The organism is Rhodococcus sp. NPDC055112 (assembly GCF_053607505.1).
Map to the genome: position 1 here is coordinate 37,444 of NZ_JBSGTR010000018.1, position 23,869 is coordinate 61,312.

Genomic DNA, 23,869 nt, shown 5'->3' on the forward strand with positions numbered 1-23,869 from the left:
GGGGCTTACTCCTCCGCCCGGGGGGCTACCCCGCCCCGCGTGGGGTGGTGCCGCCGCGCCCCGCCCCCCCACCCACGCCCGCCGTGAGGAGCAGCTGCCCGGCGATGTAGGTCGACATGATCAGGAAACCGGACGCGGGCGGGTCGAACCAGTCCGCGAAGGCGCCGAGGGCGATCATCGAGTCCGAGGCGAGGAACAGCGCGCCGCCGACGGCCGCGACGGCCCCCAACCCGGTGGACAGCGCGGCCATGGTGCCCAGGCAGACCCCGTAGAGCAGCGCCGGGACCAGCAGCGCGCCCGCGCCCGCCGCACAGGCCGCGACGAGGCCCGCCACCACCACGGCGTAGCCGAGCACCGCCGATCGGCGCACCGCGCCGCGGTACGGCCAGAACGCCGCGATGTAGGCGAGCTGGGCGAGCAGGAAGAACCCGATCATCACCAGGAACGCGGCGTCGCCGTCGGTCAGGTCGGGCGCCGAGTCGCCCAGCCAGGAGAAACCGAGGGCGATCAGCGTCAGCGTGACCAACCGCGGCCGCGGAGCAGGCGCCGCCAGCAGCAGGACGAGCGCCAACAGCGGCATCAGGAACCACTGGCTCACGTTCGCGGCCCCGTCCGCGCCTGCCAGTTGCGCAACGAGGTGCACAGCGGACACCGCGGCGAAACCGCCGAGCGCGATGAGGGCCGGTCGACTCAGAGATGCTGCGGCGGCGCGGATCATCGCGTCATCGTAGTCTTCGGTACCGTTGCGCCATGGGGCCTCACGAGGATCTGCGGCGCGACTACGAACGCGAGTGCCACCTGGCCGCCGGGCCCGCCGCGATCGACTGCGCACCCGGCTCCGGATACCTCACCGCCCGGTTGCCGGTGCCCGCGCTCGCCTTCGGCTCGGTCGCCACCCTCGCCTCGGCGGTCAACCGGTTGCTGGTCGCGGGCGGCCTGCCGCCGCGAGACCGCAGGCTGGACCCCGAGCGCATCGCGGCCTCGTTCGCGGGCGACAAGGCGATGCGGATCGACGGAGCGCCCATCTCGGGGTTCGCCCCGCTGTCCGGCTTCTTCGCCGCCGCGGACGGCTGGGTCCGCACGCACGCGAACTACCCACATCACCGCGCGAGATTGTTACGCTCCCTTGACCTTCCGGACGATGCCGATCCGGGCCTGGTCTCCACGCGGATCGGCGAGCTCACGAAACAGGAGGTCGAGGACCGCGCGGCCGAGGAGGGTGCCATCGCGGCCGCGGTGCGGACCGAGGCGGAATGGCGGGCCGGTCCGCAGGACACCGACGGTCCGCTGGTCCGACTGACCACGGACGCCGCGAGCAGCGCGGGCGAGCGCGGCGCCGTGCCCACCGATCCCCACCGGCCCCTAGCGGGTGTCCGGGTACTCGACCTCACCAGGGTGCTGGCCGGGCCCGTCGCAGGCCGCGCGTTGGCGTTGCTGGGCGCGCAGGTGCTGCGGATCGACCCCCCGCACCTGCACGAGATCGACTGGCAGCACCGAGACACCGGGCAGGGAAAGCGGTCCGCGCTGCTGGATCTCGGCAGCACCGAGGGCGCGGCCACCATGCACGACCTGCTGGACACCGCGGACGTCCTGCTCACCGGGTACCGGCCCGGCGCCCTCGACCGGTTCGGCCTCGCCGAGAACCGTCCCGGACTGATCCGCGGAAGCGTCAGCGCCTGGGGGTCGGAGGGACCGTGGGCGGACCGCCGCGGCTTCGACTCGATAGTGCAGGCCGCCACCGGGATCGCGCTGATCGAGGGCGACGAGCATCCGGGCGCGCTGCCGGTCCAGGCGCTCGACCACGGCAGCGGATACCTGCTCGCGGCCGGGGTCGTCGATGCACTCGCGATGCGCACGGGGGACGGCATCGGCCGGACCGTCTCGGTGGCGCTGGCCCGCACCGCCCGCTGGCTAGTCGAGGCACCGGGCCGAACCGAAGCCGCATCGGCACCGCGACGTCCGGGACCGTCGACCGTGGTCACCCACGGCGCGACGACCGCGGCCCGGCCGCCGCTCGCCGAATACGACCAGTACCCGTTTCCGGCGCACGACTGGGGCGCGGATGCGCCGCACTGGATCTGACCGGACCAGCGAAGCATCGGACCCGCCGACCACCGCCCCGAGAGGATCCGCCCCGTGCGTGAGCACCACTACGAACTGACCGTCACCTGGACCGGCAACCACGGCCCCGGCACGACCGACCCGCGCGCATACGGCCGCGAGCATCTGGTGACCGCCGACGGCAAGCCGGACCTGGCGGGCAGCTCGGATCCCGCGTTCCGGGGGGATCCGGCGCGATGGAACCCGGAGGAACTACTGGTCGCCGCCCTGTCGCAGTGCCACATGCTCTGGTTCCTGAACCTCGCCGCCCTCGCAGGCGTGGTGGTGACGGACTACGTCGACCGCCCGACAGGGACGATGACCGAGGAACCCAGCGGGGCAGGACAGTTCGCGGAGGTCGTGCTGCGACCGGAGATCACGGTGGCGACGGCCGACATGCTCCCGAAGCTGCCTGAGTTGCACTCTTCCGCAAACGAGAAGTGCTTCATCGCCCGCTCGGTGAACTTCCCCGTGCATCACCTGCCCACCGCCCTCGTGGGGTCATGAGATGACCAGTCCCAAGCCGACCACCGTGCCCCTGATCGTCGATGTCGACACCGGCATCGACGATTCGCTCGCGCTGCTCTACCTGCTCGCCAGCCCCGAGGCGGAGATCCTCGCGATCGCCAGCACCGGCGGCAACGTGCCCGTCGCGCAGGTCGCCGCGAACAACCTGGCGTGGCTGGACCTGTGCGGCCGCCCCGACATCGAGGTCACCCTCGGTTCGCCTGCGCCGCTGACCGATCCACTGCGCACCACCGAGGACACCCACGGCCCGCAGGGCATCGGGTACGCAGAACTCCCCGCGTCGACGAGGTCGGTGTCCGCGCGCAGTTCGGCGCAGGCCTGGGTCGACGTCGCACGCTCCCGCCCCGGCGAGGTCATCGGTCTGGTCACCGGGCCCCTGACCAACCTGGCCCTGGCGCTGCGGATCGAGCCCGCGCTGCCGACCCTGCTGCGCAGAATCATCGTGATGGGCGGCGCTTTTCACCATCCGGGCAATACGACGCCGAAGGCGGAGTGGAACATCTCCGTCGACCCCGAGGCCGCCCGCGAGGTCTTCGACGCGTTCTCCGCTGCCCCCGCGGGCCGCAGGCCGGTGATCTGCCCACTCGACGTGACCGAGACCATCGAGATGCGGCCCGAGCACCTGCGCCTGCTCGCGGCGGTCGCGGGCAGCACTCCCGACGAGGTGATATCCGAGTCGGAGCCGGCCGGAACCCGTTCGCACGCTTCCAACCCGATCATCCGGCACCTGTCCGACGCCGTCCGCTTCTACTTGGAGTTCCACCGCGACCACGGTCAGGGATTCCTCGCGCACATGCACGATCCCTTCGCGGCGGCCGTCGCCCTCGGGACCGTCGACTTTGGTGTCCGGCCGGCCACCGTCGACGTCGAGTTGACCGGAACACTCACGCGCGCCTGCACTGTCGCCGACTGGTATGGGATGTGGGGACGTCCGTTCAACGCGGAGATCGTGGTGGACACCGATCCCGACGAGTTCTTCTCCTCCCTGGTTGACCGAATCGGAAACTATTCGCGTCGGACCCCGCTCGGTTGACCGCGTTTCTGTAATGTCTTGTCCCCGGGGGCGAACGAGAGCGAGGCGCGGTGCGAAACCACAAGAGAATCTTGGTTGTCCTGTCGCTCGTGCTCGCGCTTGTCGGCGTTCCCGTCGTCGCAGCGGCGCAATCGCGCTCGAATGCCCCGTCGAGCGGACCACTGGCGCTCGTCTATCGCGGCCCCGCCTCATGCCAAGGCTGCCCCGAGTCGGTCGCGGTGATGCTGCGCAATTCACCGTCCCATTTCCGCACCGAGTACGTCGGACCGAACGACACACCAATCACGGCTGAGACGCTGGCCCGCGCCAGCGTGTTCGCTCAGCCGGGCGGGCCCAGCCTGAGCAAGGCATGGAAGGCGATGAAGCCGTACGCGGGCATGATCCGTGACTGGATCCGCAACGGCGGAAACTACCTGGGCTTCTGCGTCGGCGGATACCTGGCCGGGGCCACTCCCGGCTACGACCTGCTGCCAGGAGACACCTCGCAGTACAGCGCCAAACCGGGTGCGACGGTGTGGGACACCCAACCGCACCGCTCCACAGTCGTGTGGCGCGGCCAGGAGAAGACCGCCTACTTCCAGGACCCGCCCGCGTTCGAACTGGAGCCCGGACACAACGCGACCATCCTCGGCACCTACAAGGGCGGCGAGATCGCAGCCCTTGCTGTCGATTTCGGGAAGGGACGGGTCGGCGTCACAGGACCCCACGTCGAAGCGGATGCGAGCTGGTTCATCGACGACGGACTCTCCGCTCAGGACGCGGTGCACATGGACCTGGCGCACGACCTGGTGGAGACGACCGTGCACCGCGGTGCCGGAACGGGAACGGGAACGTCGAGTGCGACCACACTGGTGGCGGCACCCACGCCCGGGCCCCTGCCGGTTCCCGTGCCCGCGGAGACACCCGCTCCCGTGGAAGCGCCTGCTCCAACGATCATTCCGGCGCCGGTCGAGGTCACACCGCCGACGACGGTGGCACCTCAGGTCACCGAAGCGACACCGCCTGCCGACACGCCACCGACCAGCACGCCCCCGGCCACCCCGCCCCCGGCACCGCAGCGGCCGCCGCTGCCGTGGCCGCTGAACCGGCTCGCGGAGGATCCGTTCTTCGGCCAGTTCTTCCCGGGTGCGGCCCCGGCCCGTCTCCCGTCGGCGCGTCCAGGTTCCTGACAGTCGGTGCAACTCCGGGGCATCTGAGGCAACCTCCAGTGTCGATGGCAGGACGCTGAACGGGTGTCGACATCCCGGTGAACGGGATGAATCGACCGGAGGATCGAGGGCCACCCGGCACCTGCGATAGCGTGGCGCGCGCTCTGGTAGCCTCCCTCCTCGTCCGGTCCGCCGGAACCCCGGATGCATGCCGTGCACCACCTCGTGGCCAGCTCGATGGCCTACTCAGATGGCCATGGCGACACCGGAATCGACGCGCCCGGTCCGAACATGGCCATGCCGCGGCGCGACCAGGACCCACCCCTCCGATCCCGCGCAGCGCCCCGCGTCCACGCCGCCGTCGACCCCCGATCGAGATGCCCTGGACGTGCTCACTCAGCGCGCCCGCGATTCCGCGTTTCCCGCGGCTCACCACCACGAGGAACCCATGTCCAGTGCTCAAACCCAGCCATTTCTGTCCGGTCGGGCGGGGCTCGACACACCCATGCGACGTCTCGAGCACGTCTTCGAGGCCTCCGTCGCACGCACGCCGCACGCCGTCGCGATCGAGTGCGACGACCAACACCTGACGTACGCCGGCCTCGAACAACGCGCGAACCAGATGGCCAATCATCTGATCGGCCTCGGCCTCGGCATCGGTGCCCGCGTCGCGATCCTGCTCGAGCGTTCCCCGGAGACATACATCGCCCTGCTCGCGGTGCTCAAGGCCGGAGCCGCCTTCGTCCCGATCGATCCCGCCTCGCCCGCCGACCGCATCGCCTACATCACCGCGGACGCCGACGTCGACCTCGTACTCACGAGCTCGGCGTTCTCGGACACCCTCGGAGGCCTGCAGGTGCCATGGACGGAGGTCGACAGTGAGTCCGCCTTCATCGCCGGGCAGCCGACCGCCCGCCCGAGCTTCACGGTGACACACCGCGATCCGGCGGCGTACATCATCTACACATCGGGTTCGACCGGACGGCCGAAGGGCGTCGAGATCGCCCAGTCGAGCATCTGCAACTTTCTCGACATCGTCCCCACCGTCTACGACGTGCAACCGAGCGATCGGGTGTACCAGGGCATGACCATCTCGTTCGACTTCTCCATCGAGGAGATCTGGCCGACGTGGGCCGTCGGTGCCACTCTCGTCCCCGGCCCCACCGGCGCCGGCCGGCTCGGCGGCGAACTCGCGGACTTCCTCGAGTCGCGGGCCGTCACGGTCATGTACTGCGTGCCGACGCTGCTCGCCACGATCCCCCGCGAGCTTCCACTGTTGCGCAGCATCCTCGTCGGCGGCGAGGCCTGCCCGCGAGAACTGGTCGAGCGGTGGGGCCGACCGGGCCGACGCATCCTCAACACCTACGGACCGACCGAGGCAACCGTGACCGCGACCTGGTGCGAGCTCGTGCCGGGTCGACCGGTGACGATCGGCGTCCCGCTCCCCACCTACTCCGTGGTGATCCTCGACGAGAATCGCGAACCGGTCCCGCACGGTGGCGTCGGCGAGATCTGCATCGGCGGACCCGGCGTCGCCCGCGGATACGTCGGCCGTCCCGACCTGACCGCCGACCGGTTCCTCGACCTGCCGATCCCGGGCATCCGCGGCCGCATCTACCGCACCGGCGATCTGGGCCGGATCACCGACAACGGCGAAGTCGAGTACCTCGGCCGCGCCGACAGTGAGGTCAAGATCCGAGGGCACCGCGTCGATCTCGGTGAGATCGAGAGCGTTCTGCTCGTCGACGACGCCGTCGCCAGCGCAGTCGTCTCGAAGGTCACCGTCGCCGACGTCGAGCAGCTCGCATCGTGGGTGGTGCTCATGCCGGGCGCAGACGCAGGCGGCGCCGCAATAGCCACATTGATTGCCCGCGTGCACGACGAGCTGCAGAGACGGCTCCCGGACTACATGGTGCCGACCTTCCTCGACGTCGTCCACGCACTGCCGATGATGCCAAGCGGCAAGGTCGACCGACCCCGACTGCCCGCTCCCACCGGCCGACGACTCTCCGGGCCTACCGGACCCGTCGTGGCGGCAGCCAACGCGGTCGAGCACGACTTGCGCCGATTGTGGGCCGACCTGCTCGGCCTGCCCGACGACGAGGTTTCCGTCGAGGCCGACTTCTTCACCGAGCTCGGAGGCCACTCACTCGCCGCGGCCCAGCTGGTGACTCGGCTGCGTGAGAGCGGGATGCACCCGACTGCGGGCATCCGGGACGTGTACGCCCAGCCGACGATTCGTGCGATGTCCGCAACACTGATCGGAATCGGCGGCAACGGCGGCGCCCTGCCCCCGGTCCCGCCGACACACCGCGCCGTTGGGGAACCGATCGGCAGTGCGGCTGTGCGGCGCGCCGGGGCGCTGCAGGCCCTGTTCGTCCTCCTCGTCCTGCTCGTGGTGACGATCCCGGTCTCGATCGTGTACGTCCGCCACGGCGGTCAGCCGTCGTTCGACGCCCTCGTCGACCTGCTGATCGCCACCGTTCCGTCGTACCTGGTGGTGCGGTGGGTGGTCCCGGTCGCCGCGATCCGGCCGCTGTCCGCGGGCATCGGTCCCGGCCGCTATCGGCTGTGGGGCACAACGTATCTACGCCTGTGGATGGTCGACCACCTCATGCTGCTGGCGCCGATGCCCGTGCTCAGCGGATCGCCGCTGATGGCCCCGTTCCTGCGGGCCCTCGGCGCCCGGGTGGGTACAGGCGCCCACATCGGCACCTCGACCGTGTCGTTCCCAGCACTGGTGACCATCGGCACCGGGGCCTCGCTCGGCACGAACACCGACGTGCGGCCGTGGCGGGTCGTCGGCCGCCAGGTCGTCGTGGCGCCGATCGTCGTCGGTGCGCACGCATACGTCGCCGCGAACTGCGCACTGGAACCCGGCGCCGTCGTCGGCGACGGCGCGATGCTCGGCGACCAGTCCGTGCTCGCGGAGGGCGCGACGATACCTGCGCACAGCCGCTGGTCCGGCTCGCCGCCACGCCCGGTCCACACCCTCGACCCGCGGATCGAAGCGATGGCCGCGGACGAGCCTGCACCCGAGTGGACCCCGAAGTTACTGCTGCTCACCGCGTTCGGAGTGCTCACCCTCGAGGCACTGACCATCGCGACCATCGTGCCGAGCCTGGTGCTGGTGTGGGCGGTTCTGCTCGAGTACGGGATGATTGCCTCGTTGCTGGCGACGCTGGCTTCCGGTGCCGTCTACGTTGCCAGCGTGTGCGCCGTCGTCGCGCTCGGCAAGAAGCTGATCCTGCCGTCGTTGCCGACCGGCACCTTCCCCGAGGCGTCCGCGCTCGGCGTCAGGAAGTGGGCCACCGACAAGCTGTTCGAGATGAGCCTGCTCTACACGAACACCCTCTACGCGACCCTCTACACGGTGCCGTGGCTGCGCCTGCTCGGCGCGGAGGTCGGCCGCGGCGCCGAGGTCTCGACCGTCTCCCACATCGACCCCGATCTGCTCACCATCGGCGAGGAGAGCTTCGTCGCCGACATGGCGAGCCTCGGCGGCAGCACGTTCTGCAACGGCCGGATGACGTTCGCCCCCACCGAGATCGGCACCCGGGCGTTCATCGGCAACGCCGCGGTACTGCCGAGTGGAATGCGCACCGGCGACGGTTCGCTGGTCGGCGTGCTCACCGTCCCGCCGGCCGAGGGCGTTCCGCCCGACACCTCGTGGCTCGGCAATCCGGCCTTCTACCTGCCCGCCCGCCAGGACAGCGGCCAGTTCGACGAGACGGAGACCTTCGCACCGAGCCGAGCGGTGGTCGCCCACCGCTGGTGGATCGAGTTCTTCCGGATCGTGCTGCCGCCAACGGTGATCGGGGTGAGTCTCTACTTCTATCTGCTCGGGCTCTCGCTGATCGCCCGTGCCAGCACCCTCACCTGGACGATCCCGTCGGCTCCGCTGCTCGCGCTGGCAACGGCGCTGGGGGTGGTCCTGTTCTCCGCGGCGGTGAAGAAGAACCTGGTCGGCACCTACCGGCCGCGGGTCGAACCGCTGTGGGCCAGGTTCGTGCGACGGTCCGAGTTCGCCACCGGCATGTACGAGTCCGCGGCAGTCCCGGTCCTGTTGGGGCAGCTCACCGGAACCCCGTTCCTGCCGATGATCCTGCGCTGGTTCGGCGCGGGCATGGGCAGGCGGGTCTGGATCGGTACCACCTATCTCACCGAGTTCGACCTGGTGCAGGTCGGCGACGACGCGGTGATCGGCGCCGGGGTATCGCTGCAGACGCACCTGTTCGAGGACCGGGTGATGAAGATGTCGACGGTGACCGTCGGCGCAGGCGCGACCGTCGGCACCCGCGCGGTGGTGCTCTACGACGCGGTCGTCGGTGAGCACGCCGAACTCGGCGCCCTGTCCCTGCTGATGAAGGGCGACGAATTGCCCGCCAACACGCGGTGGGAAGGCGTCCCGGCGCAGGCGGTGCACGCGTGAGGCACTCGTACCACCGCCCCCTCGCCCTGGTGTACCGCGGTGGCGGCGCAACCCTGCCCGGCTGTGCGGAATCCGTGGCCGCACTGCTCGCGCGCAGCCGGTGGAACTTCGACGTCCGCTACGTGGGCCCCGACGAGGACCTGCCGCTCGCACCCAGCGTCCTGCAGTCCGCGGCCGTCTACGCCCAACCCGGCGGTGACGAACTGCTCCCCGCCTGGCGGCGGATGCGTCGACATCGGAACACGGTCCGCGAGTATGTCGCCGGCGGCGGACGCTACCTGGGGTTCTGTCTCGGCGGGTACCTCGCAGGCGCCACGCCGGGCTTCGATCTGCTTCCAGGAGACACCGACCGCTACATCTCCACCGAGCGGTCCGAGGTCGCCGGGCCCCAGGCCACCGTCGTCGACGTGCGGTGGCGGGGCCGTCCGCTGCCGATGTACTTCCAGGACGGCCCGACCTTCGAACTGCCGCAGCTCTTTCCGCCCGGCATGTATGTGCTGGCCGCGTACGCCAACGGCCAGGTCGCCGCGCTCACCGCCCGCTTCGGTGCGGGTCGCGTCGGGGTCGTCGGCCCGCACCCGGAAGCGGACGCCGATTGGTTCACCGATTCCGGACTGCCCACTCCCGCCGGCGTCGGCACCGTCGCCGGCCTCGACCTGATCGACGCGGTGATGAGCTGACATGACGACACTGACCGACAGTCCCGTTGCCGCCATCCCCGCACGGCGGCGGATCCGCCTGCGCGGCATCGATCTGGCCCGCAGCCTGGCCGTGCTCGGCATGATCGCCGTGCACTCGCTGGACGACTACGACGCGGACGGCAACCCGACCATGTCGTACAGCCTCTCGGCCGGACACGCATCAGCGATGTTCGCCGTGCTGGCCGGAGTCGCGATCGCCTTTCTGTCCGGTCGTCGCCGCCTGCCGCGCGGGCCGCGGTCTCGCGGCACCGCCGCGTCGCTGGTCGCCCGTGCCGCGATGCTCGGCCTGATCGGGTTGTCTTTGGGATACACCGAGATCGACTACGGGGTGGTGATCCTTCCCTATTACGCCGTCATGTTCCTGCTCGCTGTACCCCTGGTGTATCTGGGCACCCGCACGCTGGTGGTGCTGGCGGTGGCGTCCGCCGCGTTGATGCCTGTGCTCAGTCAGCTCGTGCGCCCGCATCTCCCTGAGCCGTTCACCCGGCAGCTGTCCTGGGAGACAGTGCTGGTCAAGCCGTTCGAGTCGCTGGCCAATCTGATGTTCACCGGGGAGTTCCCGGTGGTCGTATGGATGACCTACGTACTGGTGGGAATCGTTGTCGGCCGGCTCGACCTCTCGTCTCTGCGGATCAACTACTGGCTCACGGGCTTCGGCGCGCTGCTCGTCTCGCTGTCCGCCACCCTGTCGTGGACGGTCATGCACCCGTTCGACGGCCTGAACCGACTCGAGGCGATCACCGATCCCGACACCCTGGCGGAAGTCCTCGCGTTCGGCTCCGACGGCACCGTGCCCACCGACACCTGGTGGTGGCTGGGGGTCAACGGCCCGCACACCGGCACCTCGCTGGACCTGATGAACACCGTGGGCAGCTCGCTCCTGGTTCTCGGCCTGTGCCTGCTGCTGTTCCGGATCGGCCAGCCGATCGTGGCTCGTGCCGTCAACATCCTCACCGCGCCATTGGTCGCCGTGGGCACGATGTCGCTGACCGTCTACGTTGGCCACATCATGTTCATCAACTCCGACTTCGACATGTACGGCGCGACGGAGGGCTATCTGCGACAGGTCCTGGTCATCGGTGTCGTGGCACTCGCCTGGCGCGCGACGGCCGGTCGCGGCCCGCTCGAGGGTCTCGTCACCTCGGTGACCACCCGGGTCCGCCGGGCCGTCGAGTCCCGGGTAGGCCGCGCGTGAGCCGAACTGCGGGCCCGGTGACGCGGCGGCGGTTCCTGATCGGAGCGGCCGGTGTCGGCGGAGTCGGCGCGGCCGCCGCCGTTGGCCTCCCGCATCTGCTCGAGGACGACCGCCCCGTCGCACTCGTGTACCGCGGTCCCGCGACGTGTGCCGGATGCGCGGAGTCGGTGGCCCGCCTGCTCGAGTCAGCCCCGACCCCGCTGCGCGCGGTGTACTGCGGACCCGACGAAGAGGTCGATGTCACACCCGAGTCTCTCTCCGGCGCAACGCTCTACGCGCAGCCGGGCGGCGGGACCCTCGACCCCGCGTGGCGCCGCGTCCGGGGCTACGCCCCGCACCTACGTGAGTGGGTGGCGTCGGGCGGCACCTACCTCGGCTTCTGCCTCGGCGCCTATCTCGCAGGCGCCGACCCGGGCTACAACCTGTTCCCGGGGCGGGTTCGGCAGTACATCGGAACCGATGAGGCCACTGTCGACGGCACCGAGGACACCGTCGTGGAGGTGAGGTGGCGCGACGAGCGACGTCACCTGTTCTTCCAGGACGGCGCGGCGTTCAGAGTGCCCGGTGACGACTGGGGCGCAGTCGGAGCCACGGTGCTCGCCCGATACCCGAACGACACGGTCGCGGCCGTCGTCAGCCCGTACGGCAGCGGCCGCACCGGCCTGGTCGGCCCCCACCCGGAGGCCGACGAATCCTGGTACCGCGGGCCGGACCTGACGAACCCGGACGGCATCCGGTACGACCTCGGGCACGATCTCATCACAACCGCACTGCAGCGCTGACGCGTAGCTCAGAACCGCTGCACGTTGTGGATGGGCGGCAGATCGGCGAGCTCGGTCAGGCCGATCGGGACGTCCTCGTCGTATGCGTTGAACACCTGCCCGAAACCCGCGTAGATGCCCACATGGTCGGCGGCGTCACGGAAGGTGATCACGTCGCCCGGAGCCATCGCCTCGACCGGAATCGGTTCGCCTGCCAACGCCTGGTCCTCGCTCACCCGCGGCAGGTCCACTCCGGCCTGCCCGAATGCCCACTGCACGAGACCCGAACAGTCCCACGCGTCTGGCCCGGTTCCGCCCCAGCTGTAGGGCTTGCCTGCCTGCGTGTACGCGGCGGCAAGCGCCCTCAGGCCCGCGGAACTCCCCGCGCCCTCGGGCAGGGCGATCTCCGAGGATGTGGCGGATTCCTCGACTACGTCCGATTCGCTCAACCGGTCGAGCTGATCGGCGGTCGAGTGCGCAAGCAACGGCGGCACCACCATGGCACTGGCGACCGCAACGAGCAGCCCGGTCGTGGCGAGCGCGGATCTGAATCGGGCACGACTGCCGCGTGACGCGGCCGCGTCGGCATCGCCCAGCGATGTCACAACGGACGAGTCCACGGCCAGTCCTTCTGTGCCACACAAACTCCGTTCAGCAAACCCGCAGAGGCCCCGTCTTGGTACAGACAGAGTGATCCCGGGTCGTGACAGGCACGACCCGGGTCATCACACACGATTCCACGATGCTGCCCGCCGCGCCTAACTGTCGAACGCGTCCAGGATCTGGTGCGCGGCCAGCGCCGCCGTCAGCGAGCCGTCGCGCACCTGCTGCTCGACGTCGTGGCGGATCGCCTTGACCGCGGTGTCGGTCTCGAGCCGGCGCAACAGCTGGTCGTGCACCATCGACCAGGTCCAGTCCACCTGCTGCTGGTGACGCTTGGCCTCGAGCTCCCCCGCATCGCCGAGCACCTTCCGATGCAAGAGCACGGTGTCCCAGAACTTGTCCACACCAACGTTTTCCAGCGCGCTCATGGTCAGCACCGGCGGCTTCCACAGCGCGTCGTGCGGGTAGATCAACCGCAGGGCACCCGCGAGCTCGCGCGCCGCGGCCTTGGCCTCGATCGCGTGCTTGCCGTCCGCCTTGTTCACCGTGACGATGTCGGCCAGTTCCAGCACGCCCTTCTTGATGCCCTGGAGCTGGTCACCCGTCCTGGCGAGCGTGAGAAAGGTGAAGGTGTCGACCATGTTCGCCACGGTCACCTCGGACTGGCCGACGCCGACGGTCTCGACCAGGATCACGTCGAACCCGGCGGCCTCGAGCAGCACGATCGTCTCGCGGGTCGCCTTGGCCACGCCGCCGAGCGTCCCCGAGGTCGGGGACGGCCGGATATAGGCGTTCGGCTGAACCGACAGGTTCTGCATGCGGGTCTTGTCGCCCAGGATCGAACCGCCGGTGCGGGTCGAGGACGGGTCGACCGCCAGCACCGCCACCTTGTGACCGAGCTCGAGCAGGTGCATGCCGAGCGCCTCGATGGTGGTCGACTTGCCCACCCCTGGGACGCCGGTGATGCCGACGCGGATCGCGCCGCCCGCGTGCGGGAGCAGGCGCAGCAGCAGCTGCTGCGCCTGCTCCCGGTGGTCGGCCCTGGTCGATTCGACCAGGGTGATGGCCTTGGCGAGCTGTGCGCGCTGGTTTGCGAGCACAGCGTCGCCGAGGGCCGTCAGATCAAGGGCAGGCCTGTCAGCTGGCACTCAGATCGTGCCCCAACTGCGCGGCCAGCTTCTCCAGCAGGCCGGTGGCCGCATCCGCGATCACCGTGCCGGGCGGGAAGATCGCGGCCGCGCCGGCCTGGTACAGCTCGTCGAAATCGCCGGGCGGGATGACGCCGCCGACCACGACCATGATGTCGGGCCGTCCCACCGCGGCGAGCGCCTCCCGGAGCGCGGGCACCAGGGTGAGGTGTCCGGCCGCCAGGGAGGAGACACCGACCACGTGCACGTCGGCGTCGGCGGCCTGGTTGGCCACCTCGTCGGGAGTCTGGAACAGCGGTCCCACGTCGACGTCGAAGCCCAGGTCCGCGAACGCCGTGGCGATCACCTTCTGGCCTCGATCGTGTCCGTCCTGGCCCATCTTGGCGACCAGGATGCGGGGGCGGCGGCCCTCGGCATCGGCGAACTTCTCGACGAGTTCGGTTGCGGTGGCGATGTTCTCCGCCTTTCCTGCTTCGTCCCGGTACACACCACTGATGGTCCGGATCTCGGCCTGGTGACGCCCGTACACCTTCTCCAGCGCGTCGGAGATCTCGCCGACGGTCGCCATCGCGCGGGCCGCGACGACGGCGAGCGCGAGCAGGTTGTTCTCCATGCCGCCCTCGGTGGAGGCAGCCGCCCGGGTGAGCTCGGCGAGCGCGGCCTGCGTCGCGTCCTCGTCCCGCTCGGCCCGCAACCGCTCCAGCTTGGCGAGCTGCTCGGCGCGCACCTTCGAGTTCTCGACCTTGAGCACCTCGATGCTGTCCGGCTCGTCGGGCACGTACTTGTTGACACCGATCAGCGGCTGGCGGCCGGAGTCGATGCGGGCCTGCGTGCGGGCCGCGGCCTCCTCGATGCGCAGCTTCGGGATGCCCTCGCCGATGGCCTGCGCCATGCCGCCTGCCGCCTCGACCTCGGCGATGTGCGCGCGGGCGCGGTTCGCCAGTTCGTTGGTCAGCCACTCGACGTAGTGCGAGCCGCCCCACGGATCGATCGGACGCGTGGTGCCGGACTCCTGCTGCAGCAACAGCTGGGTGTTGCGGGCGATGCGGGCCGAGAAGTCGGTCGGCAGCGCGATGGCCTCGTCGAGGGCGTTGGTGTGCAGCGACTGGGTGTGGCCCTGGGTCGCGGCCATCGCCTCGATGCAGGTGCGCGGCACGTTGTTGAACACGTCCTGCGCGGTGAGCGACCAGCCCGAGGTCTGCGAGTGGGTACGCAGCGACAGCGACTTGCTGCTCTTGGGATCGAACTTGGCCACCAGCTCGGCCCACAGCAGTCGGCCGGCCCGCAGCTTCGCGACCTCCATGAAGAAGTTCATGCCGATTGCCCAGAAGAACGACAGTCGCGGCGCGAACGCATCGATGTCCATGCCCGCGGCCAGCCCGGCCCGTATGTACTCGACACCGTCGGCGAGGGTGTAGGCCAGCTCCAGGTCGGCCGTCGCCCCGGCTTCCTGAATGTGGTAGCCGGAGATGGAGATCGAGTTGTACTTCGGCATCTCGGCGCTGGCATACGCGAAGATGTCGGAGATGATCCGCATGGACGGCTTGGGCGGATAGATGTAGGTGTTGCGGACCATGAACTCTTTCAGAATGTCGTTCTGAATGGTTCCGGCCAGCTTGTCCGGCGTGACGCCCTGCTCTGCCGCCGCGGCAACGTAGAGCGCGAGGATCGGCAGCACCGCGCCGTTCATGGTCATCGACACGGACACCTGGGACAGGTCGATGCCGTCGAAGAGCTGACGCATGTCGAGGATGGAATCGATGGCCACACCGGCCATTCCGACGTCGCCCTGGACGCGCGGGTGGTCGGAGTCGTAGCCGCGGTGGGTCGCGAGGTCGAAGGCGACCGACAGGCCCTTCTGCCCGGACGCCAGGTTGCGGCGATAGAAGGCGTTGGACTCGGCCGCGGTGGAGAACCCGGCGTACTGGCGAATGGTCCAGGGCTGGTTGACATACATCGTCGGGTACGGTCCGCGCAGGAACGGGACAGCTCCGGGGAAGCTGTCGAGTGGGTAGCCCTCGGACTGGGCCTCGTCGCGGTCCACCCTGGTGTACACCGGCTTGACGTCGATGCCCTCGGGAGTCGACCACACCACCTCGTCGGCGGTGTAGTTGTTGGCGGCCGCCGCCTCGGCGACGTGCGCGGCGACCTGATCGGCGGTCGGCGCCTGCGGCGCGGGGAAATCCGGGTCCGTCAGCGGCACGTCGGCGAAACTGCCGATCACGTGCTTGACCTCGCGGGTGGTCATTTCACTCCCAGGGTGTCGAGCAGGTCGGCCAGCGCCGACACTGCATCAATACGGGCGGTGAGGAATCCGTCGGGACGGTCCTGGCCTTCCGCCTCGGCAAAGGTCTTCTCCGGACCGGCCAGCAGCACCGTGGTGATGCCCGCCGCGCGCAACGCGTCCACAGCCGGGACACCGTCCGCGACGTACCGCTTGTCCGTGCCGCAGAGCACCGCGACCGTGGTGGCCGAATCGCTCACGATGCCGGCCACGGTGGCCAGGTCGAGCGTGCCGGGATTCACTGCCTCGATGCCGCCGGACGCGAGCAGGTTCGAGGCGAAGGTGGTGCGGCCGTTGTGCTCGGCCACCGGGCCGAGCGCGGCGAGGAACACCTTCGGCCGGGACCCGTTGTCCGCCAGGTACCTGTCGGAGCGGTCCCGCAGTGCCTCGAAGGCCGCGGCGTAGCGGGCGACGTCGGCCAGCGGCGACTCGGCGTCGACCGGCAGCGGCTTCTCGTCGAGGTTCGGGAACTCGTTGACTCCCGTCAACGACGTCTTGCGGTGGGCGATGTCGGACTCACGGGTGGCGCGGGTGGCCGCGACCCGGTCGGCGATCAGGCCCGACTCGAGCGCCGCGGCGTAGCCACCGTCGGCCTCGATCTGCTGGAAGAACTCCCACGCCCTCGCCGCGATGGCCGCGGTGAGGTCCTCGACGTACCAGGAGCCGGCGCCGGGATCGAGCACCCGGCCGAGGTGGGACTCCTCGAGCAGCAGCAGCTGGGTGTTGCGGGCGATGCGGGCCCCGAACGACTTCGACGTCTCCAGCGTGCCCTCGGGCACCGCCACGTCGAAGGGGAGCACGGTCACCGCGTCGGCCCCGCCGACACCCGCACCGAACGCGGCGAGGGTGGTTCGGAGCATGTTCACCCACGGGTCACGCTGGGACATCATCGCGGCCGAGGTGACGGCGTGCTGCGGCGCGCCGCCGAACTCGGATGCACCGCAGACCTGCGCGATGCGGGCCCAGAGCCGGCGAGCCGCTCGGAATTTCGCGATCGTCTGGAACTGGTCGTCGGTGGCGGAGAACCGGAACTCGACCTGGCCGAGGGCCGCCGAGATCGTGGTTCCCGCACCCGTGAGCGCGCGCAGGTACTCCAGCCCGGCCGCGATGGCCGCACCCAGTTCCTCGGCGTCGCTCGCGCCCGCGTTGTGGAACGCGGTGCCGTCGACGGTGATGGCGCGGACCGTCTCGGCCCGGCCCGCGGCAGCCTGCGCGAGAGCAACCGACACGGCCAGGTCGACGTCGTCGTGACCGGAGAAGCTGCTGGTCAGCGGCGCGGCACCGAAGCCGACCGTGACCGCGGCGCGATCCGTCACGCCGTCGCCTGCGGTCGCGCGCTCGTCGAGCAACGCGAGCACCGCCTCCGCGGCGACAGCCGTTTCGGCGCCTGCGTCGAGGGTGAGCGGCGCGAGGTCGAGCAGCACCCCGTCCAGGGCCTGCGCCACCGCGGCGGCCGGCACGTCGCGGCCGCCCGCACGGAGCCAGATCGCGCTGATGCCGTTCTCGAGCCCGTCCAGGATCGCCTGGTTGGCCGCCTTCGGGTCCGCTTCTCCCGCACCGAAACTGGCGCTGACGAGCCAACCGCGGTTCACGTCGCGGTGGGCGTCGCGGCCACGAACGAAGGGGAACACGCCCGGGAGCGCGGTTTCGGGGGTCTCATCGCGGCGCGTGTACAGGGGCGCGATGGTCACACCGTCGTACGTAGTGGTGTCGAGCAGCCGCTCGGGCTCGGCGGGCATGTCAGCCACATCGACCTTGCGGGCCTTCGCCAGCACCGCGGCCACAGCCTTCTGCCACTTCGCGTAGTCGCGTGCGGCGTCCTCGGCCTGTGAAGCGTGTGACACAGGAGCTTGTGACACGGTGTCTGCTTCCTCTCCATATTCGGACACAGTCATTGTTTCTGTGATGCTAGCCGCACCCTTTCGGCCACTATCGCCTGGATCACCTACCCTTCGGTAACCTCCACGCAATGAGCATTGCGAATGTCCGGACGGGCGCCGAGCGGGTAACGCCACAGGCCCTGTTCCGGGTCAGTCCGGCCACCCGCGACGGCGAGGTGAACCGGATGACGATGGACCTGGGCACGCCCGAGCCACCCGGCAGGACCGCGGCGCTCGGGGTACTGCTCGACGACTGCCTCGGTTTCACCATGTACGAGCGGCGCGGCGACCGGGCCGGGCTGGTCAGCGCCGACCTGTCCGTCGACTTCGTCCGGCCGACCGGCTGGACCGGGCCGCACCTCACCGCCGAGGGCAGGCTCGAGACCCGCGGCGAGGACGGCGCGATGAGTTCGGTACGGGTGTTCGACGCCGCGGGCCAGTTGGTCGCCACCGGCACCGCCTGGGGCAACTTCGTCGACGGCGTCCAGCAGTCCCGCGACGAACGCCCGCTCGCACCCGCAAACGGGTCCGGACCGACCACGATGACGCCACTGGAAACCATCGGCGGCACCCTCGAACGGACCGACCGCGGCGCGCGGCTGACCGTGCCGCCGAACCGGTCGCTCGCCAACGCGCTCGGTGTCATGCACGGCGGCGTGCAGGCCTGCGCCTACGACCTCGCGGGCAACGCGGCCGCGGCCGGGTCGGCGGGTGCCATGGACACCAGTTCCCTGCGGATCAACTTCTTCCGAACTGTGCCGCTTGACCGCCCGGCCGTCTTCGAGGCCGAGGTGGTGCGCGCCGGACGCCGGGTCGTGGTGAGCCGTGTCACCTGCACCGACGCCGACGGCCGGGAGTGTGGGGTCGCGACGGTCACCTGCCGCCGCCCCGCGCCGAGTACTCTTGGCGAACGTGACCAGGCGCCTTCGTGATCCGAAGCTGATCGCCGGGCTGCTGGTCGCCGCGGCACTGCTGGTCGCCGCGCTGATCGTCCCGCATCCGTCCGTCGACGAGGTTCGGGAGTGGGCACGGTCCGTCGGCCCCGCCTTCCCGCTGGTGTTCTTCGCCGTGCATGCCCTCGTCACGGTAGCTCCGGTCCCCCGCACCGTCTTCACGCTCAGTGCGGGCGTGCTGTTCGGGGCGGCGACCGGAATCCTGATCGCCGTCGCCGCGACCACCGTCAGCGCCGTGCTGGCGCTGTTGCTGGTGCGTGCAGTCGGACGCGATGCGTTCGCCTCGCGGATGACACACCCGGCGATCCAGGCGATCGACGACCGACTCGCCCGGCGAGGCTGGCTGGCCGTGGGTTCGCTGCGCCTGATCGCCGCGGTTCCGTTCTCGGTGATCAACTACTGCAGCGGCGTGTCGTCGGTCCGACTCCTGCCCTACATGCTCGCCACCCTGGCAGGGGTGCTGCCCGGCACCATCGGTGTCGTGGTGCTCGGCAACGCCCTCGGTGGCGACACCAACCCGGCGCTGCTCGCCTTCTCCGCGGTCTGCATCGCAATCGGCGTCATCGGCCTGGTGCTGGATGCCCGAATGGGCGTACCGACCGCCGGCAACAGCAGCGAAGTCAAGGCTGCACGCTAGATCAATACGAATCAAGTTTTGAACCTTGACTTGACAGGATCTAGTTCCTAGCCTTGACGAATGTTCGTCATGACGGTCGACCAGCGTGGCAGCCGCCGCGACGTCGACCGCGTCGATCCGATCCTGCGCGAGTTCGCCGACGCGCCACTGCTCCGCCCCTTCGAGCGCACAGCAGGCGACGAGGTGCAGGCGGTGGCGGAACGGGCCGATGTGGTGGTCGATCTCGCACTCGAATTGGCCGCACGCGGGCACTGGAGCGTCGGGATCGGCGTCGGCCCCGTCGAGAGCCCCCTGCCCGCCAGCACCAGGGCCGGACGCGGGCAGGCCTTCGAAGCAGCAAGGGACGCCGTCGATCGAGCCAAGAACCTGCCCGGCTCGATCGCCGTCACCGGGCCCGACGCCGGCTCCGCCGCCGATGCGGAAACGGCCCTGATGCTGGTGTCCGTGCTCGTGTCGAGGAGGTCCGAGCCGGGCAGGAACGCGGTCGCCGCGATGCGGGAGGGACTCACCCAGGCCGAGGCCGCGGAGCGGCTCGACATCAGCAAGCAGGCCATGTCGCAGCGATTGGCCGTGGCCGGATGGCAGGCCGAGTGCGCCGGACGCACCCTCGCCCTGCGACTTCTCCGGGAGGCGGCCCGATGACCACGCTCGCCCTGATCCTGCTCGGCCTCGCCGCGGCGTCGCCCGTGGTGCTCGCGAGCGGCAGGATCCGGCTGTGGATCAGCCCGACCATCGCGACACTCGCACTCGGCGGCGCCGCGCTGGCCGCCACCGCGACCGAGCCCGTCACGGGATTCGCGCTCGGCGCAACCCTGGTACTCGCCGTGCTGGCCGCGGCCACCGGTGGAGCGCCGTTGGTACGCGCGGCATTTCGCATCGCCAAGCGTCAGGAGGACGCCGGACCGACGCCAGAGAAGGGTCCACTGTACGGCGGCCGGATCATCGGCATACTCGAGCGCAGCGCCGTCGCGGTGGCCATCCTGGCCGGCTGGCCCGAGGGCCTCGCGATCGTCCTCGCGGTCAAGGGCCTGGCTCGCTACCCGGAACTGCGCGAACCCTATGCGTCCGAACAGTTCATCATCGGCACCTTCACCAGCGTGCTGTGGTCGGTGGCGGTGTGCGGGGTCGCGAAGGCGCTCATCAGCTGACGATCGGCGCCAGGATCATCTTCCCCATGGCGGCCCGCTTCTCGATCTTCTGGTGCGCCAGCGCGGCGTCGCCGAGGGGAAGAATCGAATCGACAACGGGCGTGAGGGTTCCTGCGGCCGCACGCTCGAGGATCTCGGCCCTGGCCGCTGCGACATGCCCGAGCCACGCCTGCCCGCCACAGCCCGTGAGCGTGAGCCCTCGTGGCATCAGATCCATGGGCCCGATCGCCGGCGGCCGACCACTCAGCAACCCGTAGAACAGCATTCGACCCTGCAACGGGGTCATCAGATCCAGCAGTCGCGCCGCGGACTCGCCGCCGATCGACTCGAAAGCGACGTCGATGGTCGCATCGCCGAGGACTTCGAGCACGCGACCCGACCATTCCGGGTCGGAGTGATCGATCACCTCGTCTGCGCCGAACGAGCGCGCCCGCTCGCGCTTGTCGTCGCGCCCTGCGGTGGCGAGGATGCGCGCCGCGCCGAACTCGCCCGCCAACTGGGTCAGGTACGCGCCGACTCCCGTCGCGGCGGCCTCCACGAGCACCACCTCACCGCCCCGCAGGGCAGCGGCACGCAGCAGGGTCAACGCCACCGCACCCGGCACCGCCACCGCCACCGCGTCCGTCAACGACAGCCCGCCGGGGACAAGGACCGTCGCGGCGGCCGCGGCCACCACACGCTCGGCATAGGCGCCGGTGCCGTCGGTCGTCGCGATCACCCGCGCCCCGATCATGCCCCGGTCGACGCCCTCGCCCACCTCGACGACCGTCCCCGCGGCCTCGCCCCCGAAGACGAACGGCGTGACCGCCGGCGACGGGAAGATCCCTGAGCGGAGCTGCGTTTCGGCGAAATGGACCCCGATCGCCTCGGCTCGGATCACCACCTCCCCGGCCCCGGGCTGCGGCGCGGGCACGTCCTGCTCGACGAGCACCTCGGGTCCACCGACCGATGTCATTACTATTGCCCGCATCGACACTCCCTAATTTGACCGCCGGTCCAGTTGTCGGACGAGAGTCACGTTATGGACCGGCGGTCAACTTGTCAATGGAGGTACACGGGTGGGTAGCGGATCAACGCGGGAGCGCAGCGACGCCGCCCGAAATCGTCGCGCGATTCTCGAAGCGACCGACGCGCTCCTGAACGAGTTCGGCGCCGACAACGTCTCGATCGAGCAGATCGCGACGGCGGCAGGCGTCGGCAAGGGAACCGTCTTCCACCGGTTCGGTAGCCGCGCCGGGCTGATGAAGGCCCTGGTCCTCGAACGCGCTCACAACCTGCGTGACGCGGTCGTCAGCGGCGATCCGCCGCTGGGGCCCGGCGCGCCTGCGAGCGACAGACTGCTCGCCTACTTCGACGCGATGTTCCGCCTTGTCGCGGACAACGTCGAACTGATGATCGCCTACGACAACGCCACCGCCGACCCGCACACCGAGGCGATTCACGGATTCTGGTACGGGCACATCGCCGCTCTGCTCGCGGAGGCTCGACCGGATCTCGACGCCGAGGCACTGGCCCCGGTCCTGCTGGCCACCATCAACCCCGACATGGTGCTCCACTACGTCCGGGACGGCCAGACCGAGCGTCTCGCGGCCGCCGTCCTCAGCGTCGTCGAATCGGTCGTCGGTCGGCCCGCACACACGCCGACCTGAGCGACCGCTTCCGGCTACCCCGGCGGCAGCTGCCCACCCGGATCCGCGGGGCCCGCGGGCAGCTCGCTCGCCTCGTGGCGCTGCGGCTCGAGCTGGTGCTCGGGCACGAGTGAGGTGTCGACGGGTTGGCGCGCAACGGCTTCCGCCGCCGCGACCGCGCGCGCGACGGTCGGGTCCGCCTTCATCTCGAACCAGTCCGCGACCTCCGCCGAGTCGTCCTCAGGCTTGGGCAGGTCCTCCTGGACCTGGCTCGGCTCGTACCGGAACACCCCGTCCTCCCCCGGCGCACCGAGGGTCCGTGCGAAGCCCTTCAGCGCATCCCCGAAGTCGCTCGGCACCAGCCACACCTTGTTCGCGTCGCCCTGTGCCATCTGCGGCAGAGTCTGAAGATACTGGTACGCAAGAAGTTCCGGTGTCGGCTTGCCTGCCTTGATGGCCGCGAAAACCTTCTCGATCGCCTTCGCCTGCCCCTGCGCCTGCAGGTACTTCGCGGCCCGCTCACCCTGCGCGCGCAGGATGCGGGACTGCCGCTCGCCCTCGGCGCTGAGGATCGATGCCTGCTTGGCGCCCTCCGCCGCGAGGATCCGCGACTGCTTGTCGCCCTCCGCGGTCTTGATGGCGGATTCGCGGTGGCCCTCGGCGGTGAGGATCATCGCGCGCTTCTCGCGGTCCGCCTTCATCTGCTTCTCCATCGACTCCTGGATCGACGGCGGCGGATCGATGCTCTTGAGCTCGACCCGGGCGACGCGCAGCCCCCAGCGGCCGGTGGCCTCGTCCAGTACCCCGCGAAGCTGACCGTTGATCGAATCGCGCGAGGTCAGCGTCTCCTCGAGGGTCATGCCGCCGACCACGTTGCGCAGCGTGGTGGTGGTCAGCTGCTCCACGCCCACGATGTAGTTGTTGATCTCGTACACCGCGGCCTGCGGGTTGGTCACCTGGAAGTAGACGACCGTGTCGATGTTCAGGGTCAGGTTGTCCTGGGTGATCACCGGTTGCGGAGGGAAGGACACCACCCGCTCACGCAGGTCGACCTTGGCCCGGATCTTGTCCACGAACGGAACCAGGAAGGTGAGCTGGCCGGACACCGTCCGCGCGTAGCGGCCGAGCCGCTCGATGACGGCCGCCTCCGCCTGCGGGACAAGGGCGACGGACTTCGCCACCACGATCACCACCAGCAGCACGATGACGGCCAGAACGATCAATGCGGCCATTACGGTCCCCTCCATACGACGGCGGTCGCGCCGTCAATCTCCATCACGGTCACGGTCGTTCCCGGCGGATACACCTCGGAGCTGTCGAGCGGGCGCGCGGTCCACACCTCGCCCGCGAGCTTGATCTGGCCCGCGTGCTCGGCAACCTCCTCGAGCACCAGCGCGTGTTTACCGGTGAGCGCCTCGACGTTGGTCGGTAGCAGCGGCGGCTTCGCGAAGCGGCGCAGCAACGCGGGCCGCACCCCGAGGACGAGTGCGAGCGACACCACGCCGAACACGACGGCGTCGATCCACACCGGCCAGTCGGTCACCGCGCTGACCCCGGCCGCGGCAAAGGCGCCGCCGGCCAACATCAGCAGGAAGAAGTCCCCCGACAATGCCTCGGCCGCGGCCAGCAAAACTCCTGCTATCAGCCAGACAAGTGCTGCCACAACACCATCTAACCAGAGTTCCCCCCG

21 protein-coding genes are annotated in these 23,869 nt (G+C 69.9%); 13 read left to right on the plus strand and 8 right to left on the minus strand.

The window, feature by feature from the left end; translation table 11 throughout:
• Positions 1–25: 25 nt before the first annotated feature.
• The gene (locus tag ACWFRB_RS11360) at positions 26–718 is read right to left on the minus strand and encodes a lysoplasmalogenase family protein (RefSeq protein ID WP_452641032.1); all 693 of its coding nucleotides are present in this window, start codon (positions 716–718) and stop codon (positions 26–28) included.
• Positions 719–750: 32 nt separating this feature from the next.
• Here ACWFRB_RS11360 and ACWFRB_RS11365 point away from each other — a divergent pair, with 32 nt between their 5' ends.
• The 8 genes from ACWFRB_RS11365 to ACWFRB_RS11400 all read left to right on the plus strand — a co-directional run bounded on the left by ACWFRB_RS11365 (position 751) and on the right by ACWFRB_RS11400 (position 11,919).
• Positions 751–2,082, plus strand: a complete 1,332-nt coding sequence (locus ACWFRB_RS11365) for a CoA transferase (RefSeq protein WP_452641034.1) — start codon at positions 751–753, stop codon at positions 2,080–2,082.
• 54 nt (positions 2,083–2,136) lie between these two features.
• Positions 2,137–2,607, plus strand: a complete 471-nt coding sequence (locus tag ACWFRB_RS11370; RefSeq protein WP_452641036.1) for an OsmC family protein — start codon at positions 2,137–2,139, stop codon at positions 2,605–2,607.
• 1 nt (position 2,608) lies between these two features.
• On the plus strand, positions 2,609–3,661 hold the full coding sequence (locus ACWFRB_RS11375) for a nucleoside hydrolase (RefSeq protein ID WP_452641037.1): 1,053 nt from the start codon (positions 2,609–2,611) through the stop codon (positions 3,659–3,661).
• Positions 3,662–3,750: 89 nt separating this feature from the next.
• Positions 3,751–4,830, plus strand: coding sequence for a BPL-N domain-containing protein (locus ACWFRB_RS11380; RefSeq protein ID WP_452641039.1), 1,080 nt, complete (start codon positions 3,751–3,753; stop codon positions 4,828–4,830).
• Between the two features lie 427 nt (positions 4,831–5,257).
• Entirely contained in the window at positions 5,258–9,241 is a 3,984-nt protein-coding gene (locus tag ACWFRB_RS11385; protein ID WP_452641041.1) for a Pls/PosA family non-ribosomal peptide synthetase, read from the plus strand.
• Positions 9,238–9,921, plus strand: coding sequence for a BPL-N domain-containing protein (locus tag ACWFRB_RS11390; RefSeq protein WP_452641043.1), 684 nt, complete (start codon positions 9,238–9,240; stop codon positions 9,919–9,921). Before ACWFRB_RS11385 ends, ACWFRB_RS11390 begins: the two co-directional genes overlap by 4 nt.
• 1 nt (position 9,922) lies before the next feature.
• The gene (locus ACWFRB_RS11395; protein WP_452641045.1) at positions 9,923–11,137 is read left to right on the plus strand and encodes a heparan-alpha-glucosaminide N-acetyltransferase domain-containing protein; all 1,215 of its coding nucleotides are present in this window, start codon (positions 9,923–9,925) and stop codon (positions 11,135–11,137) included.
• A complete protein-coding gene (locus ACWFRB_RS11400; protein WP_452641047.1) occupies positions 11,134–11,919 on the plus strand; it encodes a BPL-N domain-containing protein in 786 nt (261 codons plus the stop codon). Before ACWFRB_RS11395 ends, ACWFRB_RS11400 begins: the two co-directional genes overlap by 4 nt.
• A gap of 8 nt (positions 11,920–11,927) precedes the next feature.
• Here the strand turns inward: ACWFRB_RS11400 and ACWFRB_RS11405 are convergent, their stop codons facing one another.
• From ACWFRB_RS11405 to mutA, 4 genes are all read right to left on the minus strand, one after another.
• Positions 11,928–12,398, minus strand: a complete 471-nt coding sequence (locus ACWFRB_RS11405; RefSeq protein WP_452641091.1) for an NlpC/P60 family protein — start codon at positions 12,396–12,398, stop codon at positions 11,928–11,930.
• Between the two features lie 258 nt (positions 12,399–12,656).
• Complete coding sequence (gene meaB, locus ACWFRB_RS11410) at positions 12,657–13,649, minus strand: methylmalonyl Co-A mutase-associated GTPase MeaB (protein ID WP_452641049.1); 993 nt, start codon at positions 13,647–13,649, stop codon at positions 12,657–12,659.
• Positions 13,639–15,897, minus strand: a complete 2,259-nt coding sequence (scpA, locus tag ACWFRB_RS11415; protein WP_452641050.1) for a methylmalonyl-CoA mutase — start codon at positions 15,895–15,897, stop codon at positions 13,639–13,641. The genes meaB and scpA overlap by 11 nt, the downstream gene beginning before the upstream one ends.
• Positions 15,894–17,777 carry a methylmalonyl-CoA mutase small subunit gene (gene mutA / locus ACWFRB_RS11420; protein WP_452641051.1) on the minus strand — a complete coding sequence of 628 codons (1,884 nt, stop codon included), beginning with the start codon at positions 17,775–17,777 and terminating at the stop codon, positions 15,894–15,896. Before mutA ends, scpA begins: the two co-directional genes overlap by 4 nt.
• Before the next feature lie 125 nt (positions 17,778–17,902).
• Here mutA and ACWFRB_RS11425 point away from each other — a divergent pair, with 125 nt between their 5' ends.
• From ACWFRB_RS11425 to ACWFRB_RS11440, 4 genes are read left to right on the plus strand one after another with little or no spacing between them, the layout of a single operon-like run.
• Positions 17,903–18,745: a PaaI family thioesterase gene (locus ACWFRB_RS11425; protein ID WP_452641052.1), complete on the plus strand. Its 843-nt coding sequence runs from the start codon at positions 17,903–17,905 to the stop codon at positions 18,743–18,745.
• Positions 18,726–19,403 carry a TVP38/TMEM64 family protein gene (locus ACWFRB_RS11430; RefSeq protein ID WP_452641053.1) on the plus strand — a complete coding sequence of 226 codons (678 nt, stop codon included), beginning with the start codon at positions 18,726–18,728 and terminating at the stop codon, positions 19,401–19,403. The genes ACWFRB_RS11425 and ACWFRB_RS11430 overlap by 20 nt, the downstream gene beginning before the upstream one ends.
• A gap of 60 nt (positions 19,404–19,463) precedes the next feature.
• On the plus strand, positions 19,464–20,045 hold the full coding sequence (locus ACWFRB_RS11435; protein WP_452641055.1) for a hypothetical protein: 582 nt from the start codon (positions 19,464–19,466) through the stop codon (positions 20,043–20,045).
• Complete coding sequence (locus ACWFRB_RS11440) at positions 20,042–20,551, plus strand: hypothetical protein (protein ID WP_452641056.1); 510 nt, start codon at positions 20,042–20,044, stop codon at positions 20,549–20,551. The genes ACWFRB_RS11435 and ACWFRB_RS11440 overlap by 4 nt, the downstream gene beginning before the upstream one ends.
• On the opposite strand, the gene ACWFRB_RS11445 is transcribed toward ACWFRB_RS11440, so the two are convergent.
• Complete coding sequence (locus tag ACWFRB_RS11445) at positions 20,544–21,521, minus strand: quinone oxidoreductase family protein (protein ID WP_452641058.1); 978 nt, start codon at positions 21,519–21,521, stop codon at positions 20,544–20,546. The genes ACWFRB_RS11440 and ACWFRB_RS11445 overlap by 8 nt on opposite strands.
• Positions 21,522–21,609: 88 nt before the next feature.
• On the opposite strand from ACWFRB_RS11445, the gene ACWFRB_RS11450 reads away from it, so the two are divergent.
• Positions 21,610–22,200 (plus strand): TetR/AcrR family transcriptional regulator, encoded by a 591-nt coding sequence (locus tag ACWFRB_RS11450; protein ID WP_452641060.1) that lies wholly within the window; start codon positions 21,610–21,612, stop codon positions 22,198–22,200.
• 14 nt (positions 22,201–22,214) lie between these two features.
• Here the strand turns inward: ACWFRB_RS11450 and ACWFRB_RS11455 are convergent, their stop codons facing one another.
• Positions 22,215–23,411, minus strand: a complete 1,197-nt coding sequence (locus ACWFRB_RS11455; protein WP_452641061.1) for an SPFH domain-containing protein — start codon at positions 23,409–23,411, stop codon at positions 22,215–22,217.
• The gene (locus tag ACWFRB_RS11460) at positions 23,411–23,842 is read right to left on the minus strand and encodes an NfeD family protein (protein WP_452641063.1); all 432 of its coding nucleotides are present in this window, start codon (positions 23,840–23,842) and stop codon (positions 23,411–23,413) included. Before ACWFRB_RS11460 ends, ACWFRB_RS11455 begins: the two co-directional genes overlap by 1 nt.
• Between the last annotated feature and the right edge of the window lie 27 nt (positions 23,843–23,869).